The 16851-nt window shown below is 69.9% G+C and carries 15 protein-coding genes; 6 read left to right on the forward strand and 9 right to left on the reverse strand.

The features are described from left to right. Positions 1-41: 41 nt before the first annotated feature. Positions 42-1193 (reverse strand): beta-1,3-glucanase family protein, encoded by a 1152-nt coding sequence (locus tag VGD70_RS35380; protein WP_331089261.1) that lies wholly within the window; start codon positions 1191-1193, stop codon positions 42-44. A 247-nt stretch (positions 1194-1440) separates the two neighbouring features. On the opposite strand from VGD70_RS35380, the gene secG reads away from it, so the two are divergent. Further along, positions 1441-1674, forward strand: a complete 234-nt coding sequence (secG, locus tag VGD70_RS35385; RefSeq protein ID WP_331089264.1) for a preprotein translocase subunit SecG — start codon at positions 1441-1443, stop codon at positions 1672-1674. Positions 1675-1750: 76 nt separating this feature from the next. Further along, positions 1751-2092 carry an RNA polymerase-binding protein RbpA gene (locus tag VGD70_RS35390; protein WP_331089266.1) on the forward strand — a complete coding sequence of 114 codons (342 nt, stop codon included), beginning with the start codon at positions 1751-1753 and terminating at the stop codon, positions 2090-2092. 74 nt (positions 2093-2166) lie between these two features. Here the strand turns inward: VGD70_RS35390 and VGD70_RS35395 are convergent, their stop codons facing one another. From VGD70_RS35395 to tkt, 7 genes are all read right to left on the reverse strand, one after another. Next, complete coding sequence (locus tag VGD70_RS35395) at positions 2167-3423, reverse strand: sensor histidine kinase (RefSeq protein WP_331089267.1); 1257 nt, start codon at positions 3421-3423, stop codon at positions 2167-2169. 376 nt (positions 3424-3799) lie between these two features. Beyond that, positions 3800-4561, reverse strand: coding sequence for a 6-phosphogluconolactonase (gene pgl / locus VGD70_RS35400; RefSeq protein WP_331089269.1), 762 nt, complete (start codon positions 4559-4561; stop codon positions 3800-3802). Continuing rightward, positions 4558-5733, reverse strand: a complete 1176-nt coding sequence (opcA, locus tag VGD70_RS35405) for a glucose-6-phosphate dehydrogenase assembly protein OpcA (protein WP_331089271.1) — start codon at positions 5731-5733, stop codon at positions 4558-4560. The genes pgl and opcA overlap by 4 nt, the downstream gene beginning before the upstream one ends. Next, entirely contained in the window at positions 5730-7259 is a 1530-nt protein-coding gene (gene zwf / locus VGD70_RS35410) for a glucose-6-phosphate dehydrogenase (RefSeq protein ID WP_331089273.1), read from the reverse strand. Before zwf ends, opcA begins: the two co-directional genes overlap by 4 nt. Further along, positions 7256-8890, reverse strand: a complete 1635-nt coding sequence (locus tag VGD70_RS35415) for a glucose-6-phosphate isomerase (protein ID WP_331089275.1) — start codon at positions 8888-8890, stop codon at positions 7256-7258. The genes zwf and VGD70_RS35415 overlap by 4 nt, the downstream gene beginning before the upstream one ends. 34 nt (positions 8891-8924) lie before the next feature. Next, complete coding sequence (gene tal, locus VGD70_RS35420; RefSeq protein ID WP_331089277.1) at positions 8925-10031, reverse strand: transaldolase; 1107 nt, start codon at positions 10029-10031, stop codon at positions 8925-8927. Continuing rightward, a complete protein-coding gene (gene tkt / locus VGD70_RS35425; protein ID WP_331089279.1) occupies positions 10028-12139 on the reverse strand; it encodes a transketolase in 2112 nt (703 codons plus the stop codon). Before tkt ends, tal begins: the two co-directional genes overlap by 4 nt. 197 nt (positions 12140-12336) lie before the next feature. Between tkt and VGD70_RS35430 the strand changes: the two genes are divergently transcribed. The 3 genes from VGD70_RS35430 to VGD70_RS35440 all read left to right on the forward strand — a co-directional run bounded on the left by VGD70_RS35430 (position 12337) and on the right by VGD70_RS35440 (position 14239). Then, the gene (locus tag VGD70_RS35430) at positions 12337-13275 is read left to right on the forward strand and encodes a heme o synthase (protein ID WP_331089281.1); all 939 of its coding nucleotides are present in this window, start codon (positions 12337-12339) and stop codon (positions 13273-13275) included. Positions 13276-13379: 104 nt separating this feature from the next. After that, on the forward strand, positions 13380-13721 hold the full coding sequence (locus VGD70_RS35435) for a metalloregulator ArsR/SmtB family transcription factor (RefSeq protein ID WP_331089287.1): 342 nt from the start codon (positions 13380-13382) through the stop codon (positions 13719-13721). Beyond that, a complete protein-coding gene (locus VGD70_RS35440) occupies positions 13718-14239 on the forward strand; it encodes an SRPBCC family protein (protein WP_331089283.1) in 522 nt (173 codons plus the stop codon). The genes VGD70_RS35435 and VGD70_RS35440 overlap by 4 nt, the downstream gene beginning before the upstream one ends. Positions 14240-14349: 110 nt before the next feature. On the opposite strand, the gene VGD70_RS35445 is transcribed toward VGD70_RS35440, so the two are convergent. Then, positions 14350-15780 carry an NF041680 family putative transposase gene (locus VGD70_RS35445; RefSeq protein ID WP_331089289.1) on the reverse strand — a complete coding sequence of 477 codons (1431 nt, stop codon included), beginning with the start codon at positions 15778-15780 and terminating at the stop codon, positions 14350-14352. A gap of 220 nt (positions 15781-16000) precedes the next feature. Here VGD70_RS35445 and VGD70_RS35450 point away from each other — a divergent pair. Beyond that, a partial coding sequence (locus tag VGD70_RS35450; protein WP_331089285.1) for an IS5 family transposase occupies positions 16001-16851 on the forward strand: 851 nt, incomplete at its 3' end.

A 16851-nucleotide genomic window follows, 5' to 3' on the forward strand; every position in this document is an offset into this window, starting at 1 on the left:
CACAGTGGCCGGCGCCCGGCGGGCGCCGTCCACTGTTTCGGTCAGAACGGCGTGATGGTCACCGTCATCGAGGTCGGCGCGCCGTCCTCGATGTAGGACGCGTGCTCGCACACGTCGTCGAAGGCGAACCCGTACGCCTTACCGTCCACTGTGTTCTCGTGCATGACGCGCGAGTAGTGGTTGGTGGGCTCGCGCCGGTAGTAGGTCCCGGCGTCGGCCACCGGCTGCGCGCCGGTGTTGGTGAGCACGGTCCGGTTGAAGCCCGCGCCCAGCGCCGCGGCCACCGGTCCGGTGACGCCGTCGTTGGGTGCGGCGAGCGCGCCGTCGCAGAACAGCACGTCCCGGGTGCTCGGCCTGCTGAACGGCCGCACCCCGCCGGAGAACACGAACTGCTCGCCCTGGACCTGGCCGGTGAACGCGTTCGCCCCGGCGGTGACGGTCATCGTGGTGGACCGGTAGTGGTTCCACACCTCGTCGACGTACCCGGCGAAGTAGTCCGTGGCGAACCGCCCCGCGTTCAGGCCGTGGCCCGGCGCGATGACCCGCAGGTTGTTCTCCAGCACCAGCCCGCCGAAGCCCGGCTGCGCCGCGAGCGCGGAGAACACCGCGGCCCGGCCGCCGTCCCGCAGCCGCCCGGTGGTCTGCTGCCGCGCGCCGGACAGCGAGATCGCGAGCGGCACGGACAGCATGTCGACCATCGTGACGTTGCAGTGCATCCCGGCCGCGTCGTAGGTGAACTCCGCGCAGTCGTGCAGGATCGGGTAGTTCGGGTCGGCGCTGACCCAGCCCGCCGGGTAGGCCAGCGCGTTGCCGGGGTTGCAGCGGAACTTGAGCTTCTGGCCGATCGCCAGGTAGATCCGCCCCGACATGCCCTGCGGCAGCGACAGCGTGGTGCCGCCGCTCTCCACGGGGAGCGCGTAGTCGGTGTAGCCGTCCGGACCGTTGTCGGCCTCCGACACCGCAACGAGCCGGCCGTCGGCCGACAGGTGGCACTGCTGGCCGGTGGCCAGGTTGGTGCCGACGACGTATGCCCAGACCGGGTCGGCGGCGTGCGAGCCGGACTCGTTGCGCAAGGTCAGGGACATGGTGGCGAGACTGCCCGGATTTCCCGCTGCGAGGACGGTGTTCGCGGCGAGCGGAACGCCGGCGGTCGCGGCCGCCAACCCCCCGAGGAACGTTCGTCGCGTGATCATGGAACTGTTCTCCTTCCGGCGTCTTTGTCGGCTGTCCGTAATGGACAGTGGAGGCCACGCAGTCCCTTTGTCCCGAAGGGTCGACCAGCTACTCGTCGAGTATTGACCAGTTTGTTCTCGTGCGCAACAATCTCCCCCTGATGGTTCGGGGGCAGCGTGTGACGATCTCCGACCACCAGGTAACCTGTGGCTTCACGCGTGATGAGCGGACAGGCACGCGGATACATGGCTCGACAGCGAGGATGACATGGTTCTAGCCCTGCAGATTGGTCTGATCGTCACCAGCCTGCTGCTGATCCTGCTGGTGCTGCTGCACCGCGGCCGGGGCGGCGGCCTGTCGTCGCTGTTCGGCGGCGGGATGCAGTCGAGCCTGGCCGGCTCCAGCGTCGCGGAGAAGAACCTCGACCGGGCGACGCTGTTCATCGGCGCCGTCTGGATCATCTGCGTCATCGGGCTCGGCTTGCTCATCAAGGTCGGCTGACCTCGTTTCCGTGCTTTCGCACGTTGCTTGACCTGGCATTTTCCCGCTTTGAACCCTTGTGGGGGTGTGAAAGTCGATGGCTGGTGGTAGTGCGATTCGAGGTACTCGAGTCGGCGCTGGACCCATGGGTGAGTCGGAGCGGGGGGAGTCGGCCCCGCGGCGCAGGGTTTCGTACTGGTGCGCCAACGGGCACGAGTCGCGCCCGTCGTTCGCGCTCGACGCCGAGGAGCCGGACTCGTGGGACTGCCCACGGTGCGGGCTGCCCGGCGGCCGGGACGAGCAGGAGCCACCGAAGGCTCCACGCAACGAGCCGTACAAGACCCACCTCGCGTACGTGAAGGAGCGTCGCTCGGACGCCGACGGTGAGGCCATCCTCGCCGAGGCGCTGGCCAAGCTCCGCAAGCAGCGCGAAGGCTGATCCCTGAACAGAACGAAGGCCGCCCGCGGGACTTGTCCGCGCGGGCGGCCTTCGGCGTTCGCGGTCCTGCTGCCTCACCCGGCCAGCGGGTAGGTGGCAGAGACCCGGAAGCCGCCCTCGGAGGTGGGGCCGGCCTGGAACGTGCCGCCAAGGAGCCCAGCTCGCTCCCGGAGACCGATCAGCCCGTGCCCGCCCGACGGCAGCGCCGGTGGCCGCGCCCCGGCCCGGCCGTTGCGCACCTCGACCAGCAGCGTGTCGTGCTCCGCCAGCACCTTCACCGACGCCCGCGCCCCCGCGGCGTGCTTGCGGACGTTGGTCAGCGCCTCCTGCACCGTGCGGTACACCGCGTGCGACACCGACCGCGGTAGCCGCGACGGCTCGGCGCTGACGTCCAGTGCCACCGGCACCGCGTCGCTGCGGAAGTTGCGCACGAGGTCGCCCAGCTCGTCCAGCCCCGGCTGAGCGCCGTCGGCCGCGTCACCCGAACGCAGCACGCCGACCAGGTTGCGCAGCTCCTCCAGCGTGCGGGTGGAGAGCTGCCGGATCGTCGTCGCGGTGTCCTTCGCGGCGTCGTCGGTGGTCACCACCTGCAGAGCGCCCGCTTGCATCGCGATGAGCGTGACCTGATGGGAGACGACGTCGTGCATCTCCCGGGCGAGCATGGCCCGCTCGGCCGCGCGCACCGTCTCGGCGTAGAGGGCGTTCTCCCGCTCCCGGCTGGTGGCCAGGTCGTCGATGCGGGCGGAGAGCTCCTGCCGGGCGGTGATGAGCAGCCCGATGGCCACCGGCATCCCGGCGACGATGACGCCCCAGATGACGTCGAGCGCGTGCTCGCGCCAGGTCATCGCGGCGAACTCGGACAGTGGCCAGATGATGAAGTAGCAGCAGAAAACCAGGATCGAGCTGACCACGAGCTGCCAGTTCCAGCCGCGGCGCTTGGCGAGCGTGCCCAGTGCCACCATCGCCGCCAGCTGTGACCAGCCGGTGAGGAACCCCGGCACCGTGACGAGCACGGCCAGGAAGGGCACGTGGCGCCGCATCACCATGGCCGCGACCGCCGCGCCGGAGAGCCACAACGAGTAGCCGGGCGCGTCCGGCGGGATGACGAGCCAGACGTCCAGCACGGCGAGCACGACGGCGAACACGTCCGAGGCGATGTCCTTCGCCCGGCGGCTCGCCCCGCGGAAGGCGGTGACCCAGCGCGATAAGGCGTGGCTGATCAGTCGCGGCCGGGGGATGAGCCGGAACTCGTCGGCAATCGGGATGAACGTCGAGGCGACCAGGGCGCTACCTCCTGTCTGTGTGCTGCTCTCTGCCGGTGCGGTTCGCATGGACGGCTCGCGGGTACCAGCGCGTTGTCGCGGCAGCTCCATCCCGGCGAGCGCGCGGTGACGCGCCGTGGCAGGCTTGGGCTGATGCCGTGGCGGCATGGTTCGGCCTCCCTCCGGAGTTTTGCTCCGCCCCAATGAAGACAGAGGTATCGTCCGTTCGGGACGTTTCATTACACATAACTGTGCTGGAGCAAATCACCAGTTGCCGGTTTGCGTCATTCAGACGATTCGTGCCACCGAACCGGGTAGCCCCGATGGTCCGCTCAGCCGAGCGCCGTGTTTCGGCCCGCTGACCTGCGGATGATCTTGCCCCGCCTCAACACGCCCGCGGCGCGAACGCGAGTCGGGCCAGGCTGGGAGAGCCGGGCCGCTCGGGTCAGGCTGGCGGGGCGGGCAGTTTTGCGGCGGCGGCGTGGTCCAACAACCACAGGGTGCGGCGCTGTCCGCGCGCGCCGGCAGCCGGCAACGTCACCTCGTCGGCACCACTCAGGGCTGTCGCCACCGCGGCGGCCTTGCTCTCGCCCGTCGTCATCAGCCAGACCTCGGTCGCTCGGCGGATGGCCGGCAGGGTCAGCGAGATCCGGGTCGGCGGGGGCTTCGGGCAGTTGTACACCGCCACGACCGGGCGGGTTTTCTCATGTACGGCCGGGGAGTCCGGGAAGATCGACGCCGTGTGGCCCTCCTCGCCGACGCCCAGCATGCACACGTCGAAGGTCGGCACCTGGTCGCCGGGCTGCGCGGCGGCGGCGAGGACCTCCGCATAGGCCGCGGCCGCGGCCTCCGGGTCGTCGCCGTACGGGCCGTCGGGCGGGGCCATCGGGAAGACGCGGCTCGGGTCGACCGGCACATGATCCAGCAGCGCGGACCGCGCCTGGGTCTCGTTGCGCTCGGGGTGCCCGGCGGGCAGGAATCGCTCGTCGCCCCAGTAGACGTCGACCCGGGTCCAGTCGACGGCGTCGCGGGCCGGCGACTCGCGCACCTGCTCCAGCACGGCCGTTCCCGTGCGGCCGCCGGTGAGCACCACCGACACCTCGCCGCGCGCCGCCTGCGCGTCGACCAGCTGCGTGACCAGCCGGGCCGCGGTCGCCGCGGCCAGCAGCTCCGGGCTGCGGTACGCGACGACCAGCGGCGCGGTCACGACTTGGCCTCGGCCTTGGCCGAGCTCTTGGCCGACGAGTTCGGCGATGACGACTTCGACGACGAGTTGGGCGACGACGAGTTGGACGACGATTTCGACGGCGAGTCCGGCGCGGACGAGTTGGCCGCCGCCTTCGAGGAAGACTTCGAGGACTTCGAGGCCGCCGGCTTCGACGCGGCCGACTTCGACGCGGCCGACTTCGACGCCGCCGCCGCCTTGGTGGTCGTCGACTTCGTGGCACTCGTCGCGCGGGCCCGCCGCTCGACCTTTCCGAGCGCCTTCAGCGCCTCCTCGTAGATCTCGTCCGCGTCGAGCCTGCGCAGCTCCTCGGCGAGACAGTCCCGCACCGGCCGTCGCTGCAGCGCGACCCGCCGCGTCGGCTGGCCCGGCTGGGTGAGCTCGCCGACCGTCCCATCCGGACGGTGCAGCACAATCGGGCCGGACCGGCGGTCCAGCTCGACGTTCACGATGCCCTCGCCGTACCGGGCCTTGAGCCGCTGGACCGGCACCCGCATCCGGGCCGCGAGCCACGCGGCGAGCAGGTCGGCCGACGGCGAGTCGCCCTCGCCGCTGACCATTGCCGCGGTGACCCGTTCGTACGGCGGCAGGTCCAGCGCCGAGGCGAGCACGGCCCGCCACAACGTGAGGCGCGTCCACGCCAGGTCCGTGTCACCGTCCACATAGGACTTCGCGCGGGCCTCGAGGGCCTTGGTCGGGTTGCGCGCGGCGGCGGAGTCGGTGATCCGTCGTGTCGCGAGCATGCCGATCGGGTCCTTGGCCGGCACCGGCGGCGCCTCGAACGGCCACCAGGCCACCACCGGCGCGTCCGGCAGCAGCAGCGGCACCACGCACGACGCGCCCTCGTTGGCGAGCGGCCCGTACAGCCGCAGCACCACGACCTCGCTGGCACCCGCGTCGCCGCCGACCCGGATCTGCGCGTCGAGCCGCGGCGCGGCCTTCTTCGCGCCGCGTGCCACCACGATCACCCGGCAGGGGTGCTCGCGGCTGGCGTGGTTGGCCGCGTCGATGGCCTCCTCGGTGCGCTCGTTGTCGTCGGTGACGATGACCAGCGTGAGCACCCGCCCGATGGCGGTGGCACCACCCTGCTCCCGCAGGTGCACGAGCTTGCTGTTCACCTGCGACGTCGTGGTGGTGGGCAGGTCGATGATCACGGACGCCTCCAGTGTCGACCAGTGCGGGCGAGGATCTTGTCGGCCGACGAGGGACCCCACGTGCCCGCCGGGTAGGGCTCCGGCTTGCCGTGCGTCTGCCACCACTTGAGCACCGGGTCGAGGATCTCCCAGGACCGCTCGACCTCGTCGTTCATCGGGAACAGGGAGGGCTCGCCGAGCAGGACGTCCAGGATCAGCCGCTCGTAGGCCTCGGGGGAGGACTCGGTGAACGAGTGGCCGTAGCTGAAGTCCATGTTGACGTCCCGGACCTCCATCTTGGAGCCCGGAACCTTCGAGCCGAAGCGCATGGTGACGCCCTCGTCGGGCTGGACCCGGAACACGAGCGCGTTCTGGCCGAGCTCCTCCGTGGACGTGTCGTCGAACGGCAGGTGCGGCGCGCGCTTGAACACGACGGCGATCTCCGTGACCCGCCGGCCCAGCCGCTTGCCGGTGCGCAGGTAGAACGGCACCCCGGCCCAGCGGCGGGTGTCCACCGCGAGCTCGATCGCGGCGAAGGTCTCGGTGGTCGAGTCCTTCGCGAAGCCGGCCTCCTCCAGCAGGCCGGGCACCCTCTGCCCACCCTGCCAGCCGCCCGTGTACTGACCGCGCGCGGAGGTCTCGGTGAACGGGCCGACCGCGTGCGTGGCGGCGAGGATCTTGTACTTCTCCGCCCGCACCGCCCTGGGGTTGAAGGAGATCGGCTCCTCCATCGCGGTGAGCGCGAGCAGCTGGAGCAGGTGGTTCTGGATGACGTCGCGGGCGGCGCCGATGCCCTCGTAGTAGCCGGCCCGGCCGCCGAGGCCGATGTCCTCGGCCATCGTGATCTGCACGTGGTCGACGTAGTTGCCGTTCCAGATCGGCTCGAACAGCTGGTTGGCGAACCGCAGCGCCAGGATGTTCTGCACGGTCTCCTTGCCGAGGTAGTGGTCGATGCGGAACACCGACTCCTCGGGGAAGATCTCGTTGACCATCTTGTTGAGCTGCTTGGCGCTGGCGAGGTCGTGGCCGAACGGTTTCTCGATGACCACCCGGCGCCACTGGTGCGGCCCCGGTTCGGCCAGACCCGTGCGGGCCAGCTGCTTGATCACCAGCGGGAACGCGGCCGGCGGGACCGACAGGTAGAACGCGTGGTTGCCCGCCGTGCCGCGGACCCGGTCGAGGTCGGCGACCGTGGTGACGAGGTTGTCGAACGCCGCGTCGTCGTCGAACGAGCCCTGCACGAACCGGCACCCCTCGGCCAGCCGGTCCCAGACCGACTGGTGGAACGGCGTCCGCGCGTACTGCTTGACCGCGTCGTACACGACCTGGCTGAAGTCCTCGTCGGCCCAGTCCCGCCGGGCGAAGCCGACCAGCGAGAAGCCGGGTGGCAGCAGCCCCCGGTTGGCGAGGTCGTAGATCGCCGGCATCAGCTTCTTGCGGGACAGGTCGCCGGTGACCCCGAAGATCACCAGGCCACACGGTCCGGCGATGGTGGGCAGCCTCTTGTCCCGCGGGTCCCGAAGCGGGTTCTGCCAGGTGCGAGTCAAGCCCCAACCTCCTGAACGGCTTTGACGAGATGGGCGAGACCGGCGGCGCGGTCGGTGAAGTGGAGCCGCAGCACCGGTCGCCCGTGGTCGGCGAGGACCTGGCCGTCACCGAGCGCCTGCGCCATCTGGAGCGTGCCGAGCGTGTACGGCCGGCCCGGCACCGCCAGGTCGTGCGTGACCGCGCCGGTGATCTGCAGGAAGACGCCGTTCTGGTGGCCGCCCTTGTGGTACTGCCCGGTGGAGTGCAGGAACCGGGGGCCCCAGCCGAACGTGGTCTGCACGCCGGTGCGCCGGGCGACCTCGGGACGCAGCACGATGGCCGACGCGTCGGCGATCCGGTCCAGATAGGCCTGCAACGAGACGTAGCCGAACTCCGGCGTGGTGGCGAAGAACGCCCCCAGTGCCGCGCCCAGCGTGGTGGTGCCCTCGGCGAGCAGACCGTCCGGGGCGAACACCTCGACCGGACCGTCCACAAAGGTCGGCGTCGGCGTCTCCTCGGGCGGTGCGTCGAGCAGTGCCCTGGCCGCCTTCTTGGCCGCCTCGACGTCGGGCTGGTCGAACGGGTTGATCGCGAGCAGCCGGCCGACGACGGCCGTGGCCGTCATCCACAGCAGGAACAACCCGCCGAGGGTGCCCTCGGTGGCCAGCATGACGCCCTCGGCCGCCGGGCCGACGGCCACCGGGGTGGCGTCCTCCTTGGCGTCGAGGAACCCGGGCGCCTCCGCGTTCTCCACGACCACCGGCAGCAGGCCGGTGCCGTTCTTGCCGGTGGACTCGGCGATGAGCTGCTCGGCCCAGTCGCCGAAGCCGGCGATGCCCGAGCCGGTGTCGGCCAGCACCACCTTCTCGGCGCCGCGGGCGTGGGCCGCGCCGAGCGCGGCGGCCAGCAGCAGCGCCGGGTTGCCCTCCGCGTCGCTGCCCAGCTTGCCGGCGGTGGCCTCGGCGTCGTCGAGCAGCGTGGTGAGGTCGGCGCCGGCGAGGCCCGAGGGCACGAGTCCGAACGCGGTGAGCGCCGAGTAGCGGCCGCCGACGTTCGGGTCGGCCCGGAACACCTTGCGGTAGCCCGCTTCCGTGGCCGTGGACTCGAGCGGCGAGCCAGGGTCGGTGACCACGACGATGCGCGAGGCCGGGTCGATCCCGTTGGCGGCGAACGCCTCGGTGAAGATCCGGCGGTGGCTGTCGGTCTCCACAGTGGACCCCGACTTGGACGACACCACCAGCACCGTGCGGGACAGGTCGCCCTCGAGCGCGTCGGCGACCTGGCCCGGGTCGGTGGTGTCGAGCACGACCAGCGGCACGCCGGCCGTGTTGGTGATGACCTCGGGCGCGAGCGACGAGCCGCCCATGCCGGCCAGCACGACCCGGTCGACGCCCTCGGCGGCGAGCTCGGCCCGCAGCGCCTCGATCTCGGGGACGAGCGGCCGCGAGGTCTCGTGCGCCTTGAGCCAGCCCAGCCGGATCGACGCCTCGGGCTCGGCCTCGGGACCCCAGAGCGTGGTGTCCCCCGCGGCGAGCTGGGACGCCACCTTCTCGGCCACCAGTTGCTCGATCAGCGGGGTCACCTCGGCGACCAGCCGCTCCTGTACCGTCGCGGCCCCGTTGTTCTCCGGCCGTTTCTCCGGCACCGTCATCTGCCTTGTCAGCTCCCTGCCGAGTGTGCGGCCGTCACGTGGCCGACTTCAGTTGTCCCTGGACGGTTTCGAGCAGCTCTTCCCAGGACTTCTCGAACTTCTCCACGCCTTCGCGCTCGAGGGTGATGAACACGTCGTCGATGTCGATCCCCACCGCGGTCAGGTCGTCGAACAGCTGCTGGGCCTCCGCCGCTCTGCCGGTCACCGTATCGCCGTGGACCTCCCCGTGGTCGGCAAACGCGTTCAGCGTGTCCTCGGGCATCGTGTTGACCGAGTCCGCGACGACGAGCTCCTCGACGTACATCGTGTCCTTGTACGCCTTGTTCTTCACGCCGGTGGACGCCCACAGTGGACGCTGCGGCTTGCCGCCGGCCGCCGCCAGGGCCTGCCAGCGCTCGCCGGCGAAGACCTCCTGGAACGCGGCGTAGGCCAGCCGCGCGTTGGCGACGGCCGCCTTGCCGCGCAGGGCCTTGGCCTCGTCCGTGCCGATGGCGTCGAGCCGCTTGTCGACCTCGGTGTCCACTCGGGACACGAAGAACGAGGCGACCGAGACGAGCGTGCCGGGGGCGTGCCCGTTGGCCTGGGCCTGCTCGACGCCCGCGACGAAGGCGTCCATCACCGCGCGGTAGCGCTCGACGGAGAAGATCAGCGTGACGTTGACGCTGACGCCCTCGGCGAGCGTGCGGGTGATGGCCGGCAGCCCCTCCTCGGTGGCGGGGATCTTGACCAGCAGGTTGGGCCGGTCGACGGTCTTCCAGAGGTCGAGCGCCTCGGCGACGGTCTTGTCCGTGTCGTGCGCCGACCGGGGGTCGACCTCGATGGACACCCGGCCGTCGACGCCGCCGGTGGCCTGCCACACGTCGCGGAACAGGTCGCACGCCATGCGGATGTCGGTGGTGGTGATCTCCTTGACCGCCGCCTCGAGCGACGCGTCGCGGGCGGCGAGCTCACGCACCTGGTCGTCGTAGTCCTCCGCGTCGGCCAGTGCCTTCGCGAAGATCGTCGGGTTGCTGGTGACGCCGACGACGTGCTTGTCGCGGATCAGCTCCGCGAGGTTGCCGGTGTTGAGCCGGCGCCGGGAGACGTCGTCGAGCCAGATGGAGACTCCGGCCTCGGACAGCTGAGCGAGTCGGTCGGTCATGCCTGTCCCTCCAATTGCTGTAGTGAGCGGCGAGCCGCGGCCACGACCGCCTCGGACGTGAAGCCGAACTCGCGGAACAGGGTCTGGTAGTCCGCCGACGCGCCGTAGTGCTCGATGGAGACCACCTCGCCGGCGTCGCCGACGAACCGGTGCCACGGCTGGGCGATGCCCGCCTCGACCGCGACCCGGGCCCGCACGGACGGCGGGATCACGTCGTTGCGATAGGTCTGGTCCTGCGCGTCGAACCACTCCACGGACGGCATCGAGACCACTCTCGTGCCAACGCCGTCGGCCTCGAGGATCTTCCGTGCCTCCACCGCGAGCTGCAGCTCGGAGCCGGTGGCGATGAGGACCACCTGGGGTGCCCCGCCGCCCGCGTCGGCAAGCACGTAGCCACCCTTCTTGACGCCCTCGGTTGCCAGCTCCTTCGTGCCTTCGAGCACCGGCAGGTTCTGCCTGGTCAGCGCCAGGCCGACGGGCTGGGAGGACTGCTCGAGGATGGCTCGCCAGGCGGCCGCGGTCTCGTTGGCGTCGCCCGGCCGGAGCATCACCAGGTTGGGAATGGCCCGCAGCGCGGCGAGGTGCTCGATCGGCTGGTGGGTGGGGCCGTCCTCGCCGAGGCCGATCGAGTCGTGCGTCCACACGTAGGTGGTGGGCAGGCTCTGCAGCGCGGCCAGCCGCACCGGCGGGCGCATGTAGTCGCTGAACACGAGGAACGTGGCGCCGTACGGGCGGGTGGGGCCGTGCAGCACGATGCCGTTGAGGATCGAGCCCATCGCGTGCTCGCGGACGCCGAAGTGCAGCGTGCGGCCGTAGGGGTTGGCCTTCCACTCCTTGGTGGACGCCGTCTCGGGCGCGAACGAGTCGGCGCCCTTCATCGTGGTGTTGTTGCTCTCCGCCAGGTCCGCGGAGCCGCCCCACAGCTCCGGCAGCACGTCGGCGAGCGCGTTGAGCACCTCGCCGGATGCCTTGCGGGTGGCCAGGCCCTTCTCGTCGGGGTCCCAGCTCGGGAGGCTGTCGGTCCAGCCGTCGGGCAGCCGGTAGGCGGACGCGCGGTCGAGCAGCGCCTTGCGCTCCGGGTTGGCCCTGGCCCAGGCGTCGAAGGCGACCTCCCACTCGGCGTGGACCTGCTTGGCGCGCTCGGCGACCATGCGGGTGTGCGCGAGCACCTCGGGCTCGACGACGAACTTCTGCGCGGGGTCGAAGCCGAGGATCTTCTTGACCTCGGCGACCTCGTCCGCACCCAGCGCGGCGCCGTGCGCCTTGCCGGTGTTCATCTTGTTGGGCGCCGGGTAGCCGATGATCGTGCGCAGCTGGATGAACGAGGGCCTGCCGGTTTCGGCCTTGGCGGCCTCGATGGCGGCGACGATCCCGGTGACGTTCTCGCCGCCCTCGACGACCTGGACGTGCCAGCCGTAGGCCTCGTAGCGCTTGGCGGTGTCCTCGGACAGCGCGATGTTGGTGTCGTCCTCGATGGAGATCTCGTTGTCGTCGTAGATGACCACGAGGTTGCCGAGCTCCTGGCGGCCGGCGAGCGAGGATGCCTCGGAGGAGACGCCCTCCTCGATGTCGCCGTCGGAGCAGATGACGTAGACGAAGTGGTCGAAGACGCTCTGGCCGGGCGGGGTGTCCGGGTCGAACAGGCCCCGCTCGCGGCGCGCGGCCATGGCCATGCCGACCGACGAGGCGATGCCCTGGCCGAGCGGGCCGGTCGTGATCTCGACCCCGGCGGTGTGGCCGTGCTCGGGGTGGCCGGGGGTCTTGGAGCCCCACTTGCGCAGGGCGGCGATGTCGTCGATCTCCAGGCCATAGCCGGAGAGGAAGAGCTGGAGGTAGAGGGTGAGGCTGGAGTGGCCGGCGGACAGGACGAAGCGGTCCCGGCCGATCCACTCGGGGTCGTTGGGGTCGTGCCGCATGATGCGCTGGTAGAGCGCGTACGCGGTGGGCGCGAGGCTCATCGCGGTGCCCGGGTGGCCGTTGCCCGCCTCCTGCACCGCGTCGGCGGCGAGGACCCGGATGGTGTCGACGGCACGTTTGTCGAGATCCGTCCAGTCGTCCGGGATGTGCGGCGTGGTCAGACGGGCGAGTTCGTCACTGCTGATGGACACGGACCCAAGCTCCCATTTACTCGACTGTGTGAACGTCCGAGCGGCCCGCGCGCCGCCTCCCCCAGCCTGGCGCGACGCGCGCGTCTTCCCTCGTAGTACCTCGTCAGGGCCAAGACTAACGAAGGCACCCGATCCCGGCCGGTCATGGTCTCGCGGCTAGGATTCGTGCCGTTGCCGAACTGATCGTGGGGAGCTACATGCCGCCGGTGAGCGCTGCCGTCGACGCCGCTCGTGGCACGCGTCGCCGCAAGGACGTGCTGCGGGCGTATCTCGCGTTGACCAAACCGCGGATCATCGAGCTGCTGCTGGTCACCACGGTGCCGGCCATGATGCTGGCCGCCCGCGGCATCCCGTCCCCGTGGCTCGTGTTCGCCACCCTCTTCGGCGGCACGATGGCCGCGGGCTCCGCCAACGCGCTGAACTGCGTGGCCGACGCCGACATCGACGCGGTGATGAAGCGCACCAGCGCCCGGCCGCTGCCACGTCATCAGGTCCCCACTCGCCACGCGTTGATCTTCGGTGTCACCCTCGGGGTCCTGTCCTTCGCCTGGCTCTGGCCGGCCACCAACCTGCTGGCCGCGTCGATGGCCGTTGGCGCCATCCTCTTCTACGTACTCGTCTACACAATGGTTCTGAAGCGGCGGACCGCGCAGAACATCGTGTGGGGCGGGGCGGCCGGGTGCATGCCCGTGGTCATCGGCTGGTCCGCCGTCACCGGCGACATCGGCTGGCCCGCGCTGGTCATGTTCGGCGTCATCTTCTTCTGGACGCCACCGCACTTCTGGGCCCTGGCCATGAAGTTCCGCGACGACTACGCCCGCGCCGGCGTGCCGATGCTCCCCGTCGTCACCACCCCCGACCGGGTCGCCCGCCAGATCGTCACGTACTCGTGGGTGATGGTGGCGTGGACCTTGCTGCTGGTCCCCGCCACCGGCTGGGTCTACACCACGTTCGCCGTGGCCACCGGCGGCTGGTTCCTGATCGTGGCGCACCGGCTGTACGCGTCGATCCGGCGGGGGGAGCCGGGCAAGCCGATGAAGCTCTTCCACATGTCGAACACGTACCTGACGCTGGTGTTCGTCGCGCTGGCCGTCGACTCGGCCCTGAGCCTCCCGGTCATCGGCCTGCCGTTCTGACCCTCGCACCGTGGCCACGACGCCGACTCGGCGCCGAAGTGTCCGGTCTCGATTGACAGCCGTCGAGCCTTCCCATTACCGTCCGGTTATTGAACTTGGAGGTGATGGAGCTGACCGCGACCCTCGACCGGCTCGATGCCACGTTCGCCGCGCTCGCGGATCCCACTCGGCGGGCCATCCTCGCCCGGCTCGCGCGGGGGGAGGCGTCGGTCAAGGAGTTGGCCGAGCCGTTCGCCATGACGCAGCCGGCCGTCTCCAAGCATCTGAAGGTCCTCGAGCGCGCCGGGCTCGTCTCCCGCGGCCGGGACGCGCAGCGCCGACCCTGCCGGCTGGAGGCGCAGCCGCTGCGGGACGCCACCGAGTGGCTCGTCGGGTACCGCCAGTTCTGGGCCGAGAGCTACGAGCGCCTCGAGTCGCTGCTCGGCGAACTGCAGGAGGACCGGTGAACGTCACCACGCCGACCGACCGCGAGATCGTGCTCACCAAGGAGTTCGCCGCGCCCCGCCAGCTGGTGTTCGACGCGCACACCAAGCCCGAGCTGCTCAAACGCTGGTTCGGCCCGCACGACTGGCGCCTCGCCGTCTGCGAGATCGACCTGCGGCCCGGCGGCACGTGGTACTACCTCATGCGGAGCACGGCCGGCGCCGAGATGACCCTGCGCGGCAGCTACGTGGAGATCACCCCGCCGGCGCGCCTCGTCACCACCGAGTCCAATGTGGACTGCGACGCCCGGGCCGAGCACGAGTCGCTCGCCACGCTGGAGCTCGTCGAGCACGCGGGTGGCACCACGCTGACCAACACGCTCCGCTTCCCCACCAAGGAGATCCGCGACGCCGTTCTCGCATCCGGCATGGACCGCGGCGTCGGCGAGGGCTTCGAGCGGCTCGCCGTGCTGCTGGCCGGGGCTCCGGAGGCTAGTCCGCCTCCCCGGGATTTAAAGTGTGCGTTGCGTCCCGGCGAATAGTGCGGGTGTCGAGGTGGGTGGTGGCTGGGTGCCGTCACGGTCCCCTGAGGTTCCGGTGGTCAGCGCAGAACTTCACACGATGATCTACGAGACAGACCTTAGCTTGTTGTTTAAGCTGTGCGGCTTTGGTGTTGTTCGAGGGTGAGGTCGCGTTTGATGGTCTTGCCGACGTCGTGACGTAGCGCGGGGTGGCGGTTCGTCGAGCCGAGTGGGCGTCCGGGACCGGGTCGGGAGGGTTTCGGTGCGGCTGCCGGGCGAGTGGTCGTCGAGCGGAGGTTGCGAAACCCTCGCCGGACGCGGGCGGGAGTCAGTCGGCGGGGTTGGGTGACTGGTTTCTCCCAAGGCCGGCGGTGATCTTCGATGTTGGGGCGGGCCAGCCGTAGTTGTGTGTGGACGGCCAGGATCAGCCACGTCCAGCGGTCGGCCGATTCGGGCGCGCGTAGTTTCGGGCGGGTCCATCCCAGGGTTTGCTTGAGCAGTCGGAAGGTGTGTTCGAGGTCGAATCGGCGTAGGAATGCCTGCCAGAGCAGATTGACCAGTTCGACGGTGGCGTCGGTGACCGAGGACCACAGCCATACCGGTTTGGGGTCCCGGTCGCCGGGCAGATGTTCGACCTGCAGTCGGATCACGGTGCCCTCGACAAGAGGCAGTTCGCCCTCGTGGTCAAGCCAGGGGCCGCGGTGGGTCAGGCGTGGGTGCAGTCGGTCCCAGGCCTGCGCCTGGGCATGCCCGTAGCGGGTGGTGTCGGTATGGGTGGTGCGGTCGGGGGCGTGCCAGCTGTCGGGGTTGGCCAGGGTGAACACGCCGCCGTGCTTGCGTGGGCGCCCGTTTGCCCCGGGCAGACGGGGCGGTGCGGGACGCAGCATGACCCGGTCGGAGCGGATTCTGCCCACCAGTTCGACGGGCAGATCCGCGAGGACGAAGGCTAGCCGGGTCACGTCGTAGCCGGCGTCGGCCATGATCAGGATGCGCGGATCGCCCTGGTGCCAGTGTCCGGCGTCAATGAGCCGACCCACGACCTCACGCAGTTGGGTGGCGGTGACCGCGGTGGTGTCGTCGGATGGGCCCAGGCGCACCGCGTCCAGGATCGCCGTCCACGAGGTGCGTCCGGTCTCCAGCGCGGCAACGAACGAGTAGGGCCAGCCCGGGATGAGCTGCGAGGCGCTGCGCGAGCGGCCATAGACATGGCAGAACAGCCGATCGGGACTACACGCGGCGTCCGGACGCAGCCAGGGCGAGACGTCCACAGCCAGCACGATCCGTCCGTCCGCGGCGCGTGGTAACGGCAAACCGGCCAAGGTGGTGCGTAACCGGTCGACCTCGATCGAGCCGTAGTTGATCGCGTCGTAGAGGGCACCGTGCCCACGTCGATGCTCGGCGGCGAGGGACAATTCAGCCAGGCTGGTGACCGGTCCGTCGGCGCACAGCACCGCATCGGTCAGCTCGAACAACGCGTCCGCCCGACCGGTCAGGCACTGGTAGAACGCTATCCGGAACCCAGACAGATCCCCGAGCGCACCGGCATGGCCGGTGTCGTGCACACTGATCAACTGAAGCCCTTGGTTGTGATCTTCCTTCTGTCGCAAGAGGAATGATCAACCAAGGGCTTCGTCCATGATCAACCGGGGCCACGAACCAGCTCTACCTGGTTAAACAACAAGCTTAGAGACTGTTGGGTAACTGGTCGAGTGCGGAGCGTGTGGTGATCATTTTCGGCGTGTCCGCGCACGAAAAAGATCATCCCCGCCAAGATCACGTTGTGTGTGCAACTGTCAGCCCGGCGAGGATGATCCACGCCCATGCTATCCGTCCAGCCTCTCCGATCGCGTGTGGGCGGTACTCGCGCCGTTGATGCCGGTGCGTGACACCCGAAAGGGCGGCACCGCAAGGAAGTACGACGACCGGCTCGTGCTCGACGCGATCTTCTTCGTGCTGCGCTCGGGCTGCCAATGGCGGATGATCCCCCACGATCTGCTGCCTTGGGACGCCGCTTATCGCTGGTATCGACACTGGATCACCGACGGTGTCTGGGACCGTGTCCACGACGCACTACGTGATCAGGTCCGAGTCGCCGCCGGCCGCGACCCGCATCCCTCGGCGGCCGTGCTGGACGCCCAGTCGATCAAGAGCAGCGAAGGCGGAGCCGACCGCGGGTTCGACATGGGCAAGAAGACCACCGGCCGTAAACGTCATCTGGTCGTGGACACCTTCGGGCTGGTGCTGGTCGTGATCGTCACCGCCGCCTGCGTGCAGGACCGGCCCGGCGGCCGCAAGATCCTGCAGACGCTGGCCGCCCGTTTCCCGTCGATCGCGCTGGTGTGGGCCGACGGCGGATACGCCAACACGGTCGACAACACCATGATCGGCTGGGCGAAGGAGAAACTCGGGCTGTTGCTGCAGATCGTCAAGCGCAGCGACGATGTGAAGGGATTCCACGTGTTGCCCCGTCGGTGGGTGGTCGAGCGGACGTTCGGATGGCTCGTTCGTAACCGCCGCCTGGCCCGCGACTACGAACGCAACGCCGCCAACTCCGAAGCCATGATCAAGATCGCGATGATCCGTCTGATGTCCACCCGCCTCGCCGGCCAGGCTGTCCACTGGTCCAACGCCAC

The organism is Actinophytocola sp. (genome assembly GCF_036402745.1).
In the GTDB taxonomy this organism is placed as follows: domain Bacteria; phylum Actinomycetota; class Actinomycetes; order Mycobacteriales; family Pseudonocardiaceae; genus Actinophytocola.